9 protein-coding genes are annotated in these 9,771 nt (G+C 66.7%); 6 read left to right on the top strand and 3 right to left on the bottom strand.

Going from position 1 to position 9,771, the window contains the following annotated elements; all coding sequences use genetic code 11:
* Positions 1-75 precede the first annotated feature (75 nt).
* Together A5758_RS22825 and gatB are read left to right on the top strand one after the other, a co-directional pair.
* The gene (locus tag A5758_RS22825; RefSeq protein WP_231987377.1) at positions 76-945 is read left to right on the top strand and encodes a MinD/ParA family protein; all 870 of its coding nucleotides are present in this window, start codon (positions 76-78) and stop codon (positions 943-945) included.
* A 205-nt stretch (positions 946-1,150) separates the two neighbouring features.
* Positions 1,151-2,662 (top strand): Asp-tRNA(Asn)/Glu-tRNA(Gln) amidotransferase subunit GatB, encoded by a 1,512-nt coding sequence (gatB, locus tag A5758_RS22820; RefSeq protein ID WP_067744673.1) that lies wholly within the window; start codon positions 1,151-1,153, stop codon positions 2,660-2,662.
* Between the two features lie 20 nt (positions 2,663-2,682).
* Here the strand turns inward: gatB and A5758_RS22815 are convergent, their stop codons facing one another.
* The gene (locus A5758_RS22815; RefSeq protein ID WP_067744670.1) at positions 2,683-3,804 is read right to left on the bottom strand and encodes a sorbosone dehydrogenase family protein; all 1,122 of its coding nucleotides are present in this window, start codon (positions 3,802-3,804) and stop codon (positions 2,683-2,685) included.
* Positions 3,805-4,064: 260 nt separating this feature from the next.
* Here A5758_RS22815 and A5758_RS22810 point away from each other — a divergent pair, with 260 nt between their 5' ends.
* Positions 4,065-4,925: a DoxX family protein gene (locus A5758_RS22810; RefSeq protein WP_067744667.1), complete on the top strand. Its 861-nt coding sequence runs from the start codon at positions 4,065-4,067 to the stop codon at positions 4,923-4,925.
* Between the two features lie 4 nt (positions 4,926-4,929).
* Here A5758_RS22810 and A5758_RS22805 read toward each other — a convergent pair whose 3' ends face one another.
* Positions 4,930-5,289: a PH domain-containing protein gene (locus A5758_RS22805; protein ID WP_197504028.1), complete on the bottom strand. Its 360-nt coding sequence runs from the start codon at positions 5,287-5,289 to the stop codon at positions 4,930-4,932.
* Between the two features lie 310 nt (positions 5,290-5,599).
* On the opposite strand from A5758_RS22805, the gene A5758_RS22800 reads away from it, so the two are divergent.
* Genes A5758_RS22800 through ilvC form a run of 3 tightly spaced genes read left to right on the top strand, consistent with a single transcriptional unit; the run spans position 5,600 to position 9,003 of the window.
* On the top strand, positions 5,600-7,468 hold the full coding sequence (locus A5758_RS22800; protein WP_067199846.1) for an acetolactate synthase large subunit: 1,869 nt from the start codon (positions 5,600-5,602) through the stop codon (positions 7,466-7,468).
* Positions 7,468-7,968 (top strand): acetolactate synthase small subunit, encoded by a 501-nt coding sequence (ilvN, locus tag A5758_RS22795; protein WP_067199843.1) that lies wholly within the window; start codon positions 7,468-7,470, stop codon positions 7,966-7,968. The genes A5758_RS22800 and ilvN overlap by 1 nt, the downstream gene beginning before the upstream one ends.
* 33 nt (positions 7,969-8,001) lie before the next feature.
* Positions 8,002-9,003: a ketol-acid reductoisomerase gene (gene ilvC / locus A5758_RS22790; RefSeq protein WP_082939807.1), complete on the top strand. Its 1,002-nt coding sequence runs from the start codon at positions 8,002-8,004 to the stop codon at positions 9,001-9,003.
* A 76-nt stretch (positions 9,004-9,079) separates the two neighbouring features.
* Here the strand turns inward: ilvC and wrbA are convergent, their stop codons facing one another.
* Positions 9,080-9,679: an NAD(P)H:quinone oxidoreductase gene (gene wrbA, locus A5758_RS22785; RefSeq protein ID WP_067744664.1), complete on the bottom strand. Its 600-nt coding sequence runs from the start codon at positions 9,677-9,679 to the stop codon at positions 9,080-9,082.
* Positions 9,680-9,771 lie beyond the last annotated feature (92 nt).

Here is a 9,771-nt window from a genome sequence, read left to right as displayed (position 1 = left end):
AGATGTGTATAAGACTCCGACCAGCAGGGGCGCGAGGGCTCCGCGAGGTTCAACTGGCGCGAAGTGGTCCATCGCGTGACCGGCATTGATCTGGGCCCCGGCAAGGACTCACAGTACAAAGAGGAACTGCGCAACCGCGTTCGCGCGGTCGTGGGCGGCGCATTTCCCATCGCCGTCCTCAACCTCAAAGGCGGCGTCGGCAAGACCGCGGTGGTGGAGGCGCTGGGATCCACGTTCGCCGATGTGCGCCACGACCGGATCGTCGCCGTCGACATCGACGCCGGGGATTTGGTGGACCGGCATGGCCGTCCTAACTCACTGAACATGACCGACCTGCTCGCCGACAGGGCGATCACGAATTATGCGGACGTCCGGGCGCATACCTACATGAACAATTTCGGCCTGGAAGTGCTCGGATTGCCGGACTATGCGCACACCGACTGGCGACTCGAGCGTCACGACGTGGTGAAAGCGTTTTCGCTGCTGCGAAATCACTATTCGGTGGTGCTGGTGGACTGCGCCAAGGCTCTCAATTCCGGTGTGATGGACGCGGTCCTGCCCGAGGCGCGGGCGCTGGTCGTGGTGACAAGCACCTCCATCGATGCGATACGAAAGACGGCCACCACGCTGGATTGGTTGGGCAACAACGGATATCAAGCGCTGGTGCGGTCGACGATACTGGCGATCAACCACGTCGAGCCGGCCAGGGTAGAGCTGCTGGCCGCCAAGGAACTCGAGCGATTGTCCGCACGCGTCGCCGCGACGGTGGTGCTGCCGTTCGATCGCCACATACACGAGGGCAAGCAGATCGAGCTGGATCGGCTGAGCAAGGAGAGTCGGCGCAGTTACCTCGAGATGGCCGCCGTGCTGGCCGACATGTTTCCCGGCAGAGGTGAGGAACGCAACCGATTCCCGGTGCCGCGCTCGCCGCACTGGCCCTCATAGCTCCTGAGTCCGCCTTCTACGCGGTCCCCACTACGGTGGTGACCCGCTTCGCCCGCCTCAGCCGCGCTCGCGGTCACCACTACGCGTGATGGTGGTGACCCGCTTCGCCCGGCTCAGCCGCGCTCGCGGTCACCACTACGCGTGATGGTGGTGACCCGCTTCGCCCGGCTCCGCCGCGCTCGCGGTCACCACTACGATCGACGGCATGAGTGTTGCTGCCAGCGCCGATCTCATGGACTACGACGACGTCATCGCGCGCTTCGACCCGGTACTCGGCCTCGAGGTGCACGTCGAGCTGTCGACCGTCACCAAGATGTTCTGCGGCTGCTCCACCGCCTTCGGCGCCGAACCCAACACCCAGGTGTGCCCCGTATGCCTCGGCCTGCCCGGATCGCTGCCGGTGCTCAACCGCACGGCAGTGGAATCGGCCATCCGGATCGGGCTGGCGCTGAACTGCGAGATCGTGCCATGGTGCCGCTTCGCCCGGAAGAACTACTTCTACCCGGACATGCCGAAGAACTACCAGATCTCCCAGTACGACGAGCCGATCGCCATCAACGGATACCTCGAAGCGCCGTTGGACGACGGCACCACCTGGCGGGTCGAGATCGAGCGCGCGCACATGGAGGAAGACACCGGCAAGCTGACCCACCTGGGTAGTGAGACTGGCCGTATCCACGGCGCCACCACGTCGCTGCTCGACTACAACCGCGCCGGCGTGCCGCTGATCGAGATCGTGACCAAGCCCATCGTCGGTGCCGGCGCCCGGGCGCCGCAGATCGCCCGCGCCTATGTCACGGCCTTGCGAGACCTGTTGCGCGCCTTGGACGTATCCGATGTTCGGATGGACCAGGGTTCGATGCGTTGCGATTCCAACGTGTCGCTGATGCCGACCGGAACTACCGAGTTCGGCACACGCACCGAGACCAAGAACGTCAACTCGCTGAAAAGCGTTGAGGTGGCGGTGCGTTACGAGATGCAACGGCAGGCCGCCGTCCTCGCATCCGGCGGCCAGATCATCCAGGAGACCAGGCACTTTCACGAGGCGGGGTACACCAGCCCGGGCCGCGCCAAGGAGACGGCCCAGGACTACCGCTATTTCCCCGAGCCCGACCTGGAACCGGTTGCGCCCAGCCGCGAGTTGGTCGAGCAGCTGCGCCAGACGATCCCGGAGCTTCCGTGGCTGACCCGCAATAGGATTCAGCAGGAGTGGGGCGTTTCCGACGAGGTGATGCGCGATCTGGTCAACGCCGGCGCCGTGGAACTGGTCATCGAGACCGTCAAGCACGGCGCGGCCAGCGAGCAGGCGCGCGCCTGGTGGGGAAACTTCCTGGTGCAGAAGGCCAACGAAGCGAACATCGGCCTGGACGAACTGGCCATCACCCCAGCCCAGGTCGCCGCGGTGATCGCACTCGTCGACGAGGGCAAGCTGTCCAACAAGCTGGCCCGCCAGGTCGTGGAGGGGGTCTTGGCCGGCGAAGGCGAACCCGAGCAGGTGATGACATCCCGCGGCCTCGAGCTGGTGCGCGACGATTCGGTGACCCAGGCCGCGGTCGACGAGGCGCTGGCCGCCAATCCCGATGTGGCGGAGAAGATCCGCGGCGGCAAGGTGGCGGCGGCGGGCGCGATCGTCGGGGCGGTGATGAAGGCCACGCGGGGGCAGGCCGACGCGGCCCGGGTGCGCGAACTGGTGCTGGCCGCCTGCGGGCAGAGCTGACGAGAACTCTCCAGCGTCCGCTAGGTCTTGTCGTCGTTGTTGCGGGGGAATCCGCCGCCCTGCGGGAACAACGGGAACACCACGTCGTCGAGCTTCTCGGCATCCCCGGCGGTCTTGTTGACCGTTGCGCCCCAGACGTTTCCGTCCGGTGACATCCGCAGCGCCCAAGCGTGGGCATGGGTGTCCTTGCGCACCACGTCGGGTTCCCCGGTGACCGCACCCGTCGCCGGTGCCAGCCGCACGGCCACCGTCAGTTTGGTGTTGATCAGGTTGACCAGCACGGTCCCGTCCATCGCCGCGCAGCCGGCCACGCCGGGTTTGTCCGGCCACGTCCACACCGTGGAGACCTCGGAAGCCTTGGTGATGCGCTGCAACCGATCCGCCGTCGGCGTGCGGTCGGCCACGTACAACGAGCCGTCCACTGGGTCGACGCACAGGCCGCCACCGGAGCCGACGCCCGACAGCGCCGTCGTGGGCGGCGCCTGACCGATGGTGGTCGGCTGCTCGATGCGAAGGACCTTGCCCGCCAGCGATTTGGGGTCAGATGCGGCGGCGGGGTTACCCGCGTCGCCCGTCAGCACCACCAACGTGGTGGGGCTGGTGAAGATCAGCGCTCCGGTATTGCCGTTGGCCCCCTTGGGGATTCCGGTGAGGATGTCCTTGGGGATGTCGCCATCGGCCACCCGGATCACCCGATTGTCCGTGGGCGTGCTGATGTAGGCGTACATCAGCCGGTCTTGCGCATAGGTCGGGGACAGCACGATGTCCATCAAGCCGCCGTCGCCGGACGGGTCGACCGGGATGACCATCTTCACCTTCGGCTCGGCGCTGACCGAGATCTCCTTGACGGCGCCGGTGGTCCGCTCGGCGACCAGCGCGGTTTTGCTGTCGGGCCCCATGATCAGTCCGCTGGTGCTCTCCAGGCAGCCCTGCATCACGCCGGGAGCCGGGCACGCCTTGGGGAATGGCGTGGGCGGCAGCGGCGGCGGTGGGGGAGGCGTCGAGCTGGGTTGCGGCTTGAGTTCCGGGTTGGTGGTGAAAGGCTGCGACTGGGCGTCGTTGAACCGCGCGCAGCCGCTCGCGACCAGCACCACCGCGCAAAGCGCGGCAAACCCGCACCGAACCGAGCGCCGTAGTCGCATGACCGACAGGCTACGGATAGTGCGCCCGCCGCCGCCACACCCATGGGCCTGCCCGCCCGGCGCCACACGATCACACCACTTTTGGCGCCGGCCAACGGCCGCCTCCGGGCCCCGAAATGTGCCGTCTGGCACCCGCTGGAGCCGCGAGCGGGCTAATTTCGGCCCAATCCGCGCCGCTTTGGCGGGCAAACCACCGATTGCCTGGCGAAAGCGCCGCTCAAATCCCCAATTCAGCGACAAATGCCCTTACCCTGTCACGCGTGACCAGTCAACCGAATGACGGACATTGGCAGCGGCCCGGCGAATCCCCGGAGCCAACACCGGGACGCCCCGCGACGGCGCGTGTGGTTGACCCCGAAGATGATTTGACGCCCGTCGGCTACCCCGGCGACTTCAACCCCTCCACCGGAACCACCACCGTCATCCCCTACATGGGCGACCACGCCGGCGTGGGCGGCCCCAAGGCGACGGGTTACAACGTGCTCGACCAGCAGGAACCCCTGCCCTACGTCCAGCCGCAGTCCGCCCGGCACGCTGCCGCCGAGCCCGCCGACATCGACGGGGACGAACACCACGACCGGCTGCACGACGTCGGTCGGCGCGGCACCCAGCATCTGGGTTTGCTGATACTGCGGGTCGGCCTCGGAGTCGTGCTGGCCGCCCACGGGTTGCAGAAGCTGTTCGGCTGGTGGGGCGGCTCCGGGGTGGGCGGGTTCAAGAACTCGCTGTCCGACGTCGGCTACCAGCACGCCGACATCCTCGCCTACGTCAGCGCGGGCGGTGAGCTGGTCGCCGGTGTACTGCTGGTGCTGGGGCTGTTCACCCCGCTGGCCGCGGCCGGTGCGCTGGCCTTCCTGATCAACGGCTTGCTGGCCACCATCACGGCGCGCCCGCATCCGCACACCTTCACGTACTTCCTGCCGGACGGGCACGAATACCAGATCACCCTGATCGTCCTGGCCGTCGCGGTCATCCTGTGCGGACCCGGCCGTTACGGGCTCGACGCGCGGCGGGGCTGGGCCCATCGCCCGTTCATCGGGTCGTTCGTCGCGCTGCTGGTGGGCATCGCGGCCGGCATCGCGGTGTGGGTGCTGCTCAACGGGGTCAACCCGATCGCCTGACCCCTTACTGATAGGGGTTGGGCACGCGCCCGGAGCTGGCCTCGGTCAGCTGAGGCAGGGTCGCGAACGTTACCGCGGGCAACCGCAAATCCGCGCCGCTCTTGAGGTGCGCGCGTGCCCAGGAGCCCCGATGGAACCGCAGCCCGTCGATGTCACCCCACTGCACCGTCTGGCTGCCCAGCAGCGTGCGGACCGTCACGCCTCGGTCGTCGGCGACGGTACGCAGCCGGACGATCATTGCCGACAGCAGCACGGGGATCGCGAGCAGCGGCACGGACAGCGGCCACAGCATCACCGGTATCAGCAACCCCAGGGTCAAGAATCCGACGGCCAGGTGCGCGATGGGGGAGACCTTGATCACCACGGGCGTGTGGGAAGACGAACCGGTAGCCACTCGACCATCATTTCACCCGGCAAGGGGCACCGGATCTCCGCGCGGGCCGACAGTAGCGGATTTGACGGCTGAGCTGTGCGAAGGCTACCGTCGGACGTTATGGATACCGCCGGACAGCCCGGGATGCTCGTAGTAATTAGTCGGCGCGTTGGTGCCTGACTAGCCTCTTCGGCATTTGAAGCTATCCAGACCAACGCGCAACCCTCGTGCAGCAGATGAGCTGTCGGGGGTTTTTTGTTGCTCCCAGCGAAACTCCCAGACTGAATAAGGACGAAAGACAGTGAGCGCACCCACCAGGCAGCACGCCACACAGCCAGAGCGTGCCGCCGACGTCGCCTCCGACGCGGCGGAAACCCCTGCCGCCGCCCCCACCAAAAAGCCGAAACGTGTTGGGCCCGAGAAACTTACCGGCGCCCAGTCGGTGATCCGGTCGCTGGAGGAGCTCGGCGTCGAGGTCATCTTCGGGATTCCCGGTGGCGCCGTATTGCCGGTTTACGACCCGCTGTTCGACTCGAAAAAGCTTCGGCACGTGCTGGTTCGCCACGAGCAGGGCGCCGGCCACGCCGCCAGCGGCTATGCGCACGCCACCGGCAAGGTCGGCGTCATGATGGCCACGTCGGGCCCCGGCGCCACCAATCTCGTCACGCCGCTGGCCGACGCCCAAATGGACTCGGTGCCCGTGGTCGCGATTACCGGCCAGGTCGGTCGCACCCTGATCGGCACCGACGCCTTCCAGGAAGCCGACATCTCGGGCATCACGATGCCGATCACCAAGCACAACTTCCTGGTCCGCTCGGGCGACGAGATCCCCCAGGTGATGGCCGAGGCCTTCCACATCGCGGCCTCGGGCCGTCCGGGCGCGGTGCTCGTCGACATCCCCAAAGACGTGCTGCAGGGGCAGTGCACCTTCAGCTGGCCGCCGCGCATGGACCTGCCCGGCTACAAGCCGAACACCAAGCCACACAACCGGCAGATTCGCGAGGCCGCCAAGCTGATCGCGGACGCCCGCAAGCCCGTGCTCTACGTCGGCGGTGGCGTCATCCGCGGCGAGGCGACCGAGCAGCTGCGCGAGCTGGCCGAGCTCACCGGCATCCCGGTGGTCACCACGCTGATGGCGCGGGGCGCGTTCCCCGACAGCCATCGCCAGCACATGGGCATGCCCGGCATGCACGGCAGCGTCGCCGCGGTGGCGGCCCTGCAGCGCAGCGACCTGCTGATCGCCCTGGGCACCCGCTTCGACGACCGGGTGACCGGCAAGCTCGACACCTTCGCGCCGGAGGCCAAGGTCATTCACGCCGACATCGACCCGGCCGAGATCGGCAAGAACCGCCATGCCGACGTTCCGATCGTCGGCGACGTCAAAGCGGTCATCACCGACCTGATCGCGATGCTGCGGCACTACGACATTCCGGGCAACGTCGACATGACCGACTGGTGGGCCTACCTGGACAGCGTTCAGTCCACCTACCCGCTGAGCTACGACCCGCAGAGCGACGGCAGTCTCGGTCCGGAATACGTCATCGAGAAGCTGGGTCAGATCGCCGGCCCGGACGCGGTGTACGTCGCCGGGGTGGGCCAGCACCAGATGTGGGCGGCGCAGTTCATCTCGTACGAGAACCCGCGCACCTGGATCAACTCCGGCGGACTGGGCACCATGGGGTTCGCCATCCCGGCGGCCATGGGGGCCAAGATGGCTCGCCCGGAGGCCGAGGTGTGGGCCATCGACGGCGACGGCTGCTTCCAGATGACTAATCAGGAGTTGGCCACCTGCGCGATCGAAGGCGTGCCCATCAAGGTGGCACTGATCAACAACGGCAACCTGGGCATGGTGCGCCAGTGGCAGACGCTGTTCTACCAGGAGCGGTATTCGCAGACGGACCTGGCCACGCATTCGCATCGCATCCCGGACTTCGTCAAGCTGGCGGAGGCGTTGGGTTGTGTCGGATTGCGTTGCGAGCGTGAGGAAGACGTCGAAGACGTGATCAAGGCGGCCCGGGCGATCACCGACCGTCCGGTGGTGATCGACTTCATCGTCGGCGCGGACGCGCAGGTGTGGCCGATGGTGGCCGCCGGCACCAGCAACGACGAGATTCAGGCCGCCCGCGGCATTCGCCCGCTGTTCGACGACGAGAGCGAAGGGCACGCCTGATGCACACGCACACGCTGTCGGTGTTGGTGGAGGACAAGCCCGGTGTGCTCGCGCGCGTGGCGGCGCTGTTCTCCCGGCGCGGTTTCAACATCGAGTCGCTGGCCGTCGGCGCCACCGAGCAAAAGGACATGTCGCGCATGACGATTGTGGTCAGCGCCGAGGAGACACCGCTCGAGCAGATCACCAAGCAGCTCAATAAGCTGATCAACGTCATCAAGATCGTCGAGCTCGACGAGGGTGGCGCGGTGTCGCGCGAGCTGGCGCTGATCAAGGTGCGCGCCGACGCGGGCACCCGCAGTCAGGTGATCGAAGCGGTGAACCTGTTCCGCGCCAAGGTGATTGACGTATCGACCGAGGCGCTGACCATCGAGGCGACCGGTGATCGCGGCAAGATCGAGGCGCTGCTGCGGGTGCTGGAACCGTTCGGTATACGCGAGATAGTCCAATCGGGAGTGGTGTCGTTGTCTCGCGGTCCGCGCGGCATCGCCACGGCCAAGTAACACACAAGGAGATATTCAACAGTGGCACTAGAAATGTTCTACGACGACGACGCAGACCTGTCGATCATCCAGGGCCGCAAGGTCGGTGTGATCGGGTACGGCAGCCAAGGGCACGCGCACTCGCTGAGCCTGCGCGACTCCGGTGTGCAGGTGCGCGTCGGGCTGAAGGAGGGTTCGAAGTCGCGGGCCAAGGTCGAGGAGCAGGGCCTGGACGTCGACACCCCCGCCGAGGTGGCCAAGTGGGCCGACGTCATCATGCTGTTGGCGCCCGACACCGCGCAGGCGGACATCTTCAAGAACGACATCGAGCCCAACCTCAAGCCCGGTGACGCGCTGTTCTTCGGGCACGGCCTCAACATCCACTTCGGTCTGATCAAGCCGCCCGCCGACGTCACCGTCGCGATGGTCGCCCCGAAGGGGCCCGGCCACCTGGTGCGCCGTCAGTTCGTCGACGGCAAGGGCGTGCCGTGCCTGATCGCGGTCGACCAGGACCCGACCGGCAACGGCGAGGCGCTCGCGCTGTCCTACGCCAAGGCCATCGGCGGCACTCGGGCCGGCGTCATCAAGACCACCTTCAAGGACGAAACCGAAACCGACCTGTTCGGTGAGCAGGCCGTGTTGTGCGGTGGCACAGAGGAATTGGTGAAGACCGGTTTCGACGTCATGGTGGAGGCCGGCTACCCGCCGGAGATGGCCTACTTCGAGGTGCTGCACGAGCTGAAGCTGATCGTCGACCTGATGTACGAGGGCGGCATCGCCCGGATGAATTACTCGGTGTCCGACACCGCCGAGTTCGGCGGGTACCTGTCGGGGCCGCGGGTCATCGACGCCGGCACCAAGGAGCGGATGCGAGAGATTTTGCGCGACATCCAGGACGGCACCTTCACCAAGAAGCTGGTCGCCAACGTCGAGGGCGGCAACAAGCAACTCGAGCAGCTGCGCAAGGAGAACGCCGAGCACCCCATCGAGGTGACCGGCAAGAAGCTGCGCGACCTGATGAGCTGGGTCGACCGGCCCATCACCGAGACGGCGTAGCCGCTCGCTGATCGTCGAGACTGAATCTACGCACACCCACCGCGGCGTGTCGTGTGCGTAGATTCAGTGTCGCGACTCAAGAACCCAGGCGCCCGGCGACTGCCACCACGCGCCGGGCCAGGTGATCCAGGGCGTTCTCGGTGGCCTCGTCGCATTCGTTGATGTTGTCGTGCGTCGAGACCAGGCTCACCCCATACGGATTGCCGTCGACGAACTTCAGCGGGTCGGTGTATCCCGGCGGGACGATGATGCCACCGAAATGCATCAGCGTGATGTAGAGCGACAGCAGCGTGGTCTCCTGACCGCCGTGCACGGTGTTGGAAGACGTGAACGCCGCGTACAGCTTGTCCGCGAGTTTGCCCTCGGCCCACAGCCCGCCCAGCGAGTCCAGGAAATTGCGCAATTGCGCAGCGGGAGAGCCGAAGCGGGTCGGCGAACCGAAGATCACCGCATCGGCCCAGACGATGTCCTCACCGGTCGCGGCCGGAAGATCCTTCGTCGCTTGGTAATTCGCCGTCCAGGCCGGGTTCTGGGCAAACGACTCGGGGTCGCGGGTTTCGGCGACGTGGCGCAGGCGGACTTCGGCGCCCGCCGACTCGGCCGCGGCGGCCACGCGCTGCGCCATCGCGGTGCCATGACCGGTGGCCGAGTAGTAGATGATCGCGAGTTTGGTCACGAGCGCATCCTAGGACCGCGATGACGCGCTCCCCAAGCGCGTGTCGGCGCAGGTGACGGCAGTGGTGAGCCCGTCGATGGCCGTCGAAGGCA

The sequence above is a fragment of the Mycobacterium sp. 852014-50255_SCH5639931 genome (genome assembly GCF_001665605.1).
In the GTDB taxonomy this organism is placed as follows: domain Bacteria; phylum Actinomycetota; class Actinomycetes; order Mycobacteriales; family Mycobacteriaceae; genus Mycobacterium; species Mycobacterium paraffinicum.
The sequence above is the reverse complement of the archived record's forward strand: the minus strand, read 5'-3'. Positions and strand labels throughout refer to the sequence as shown.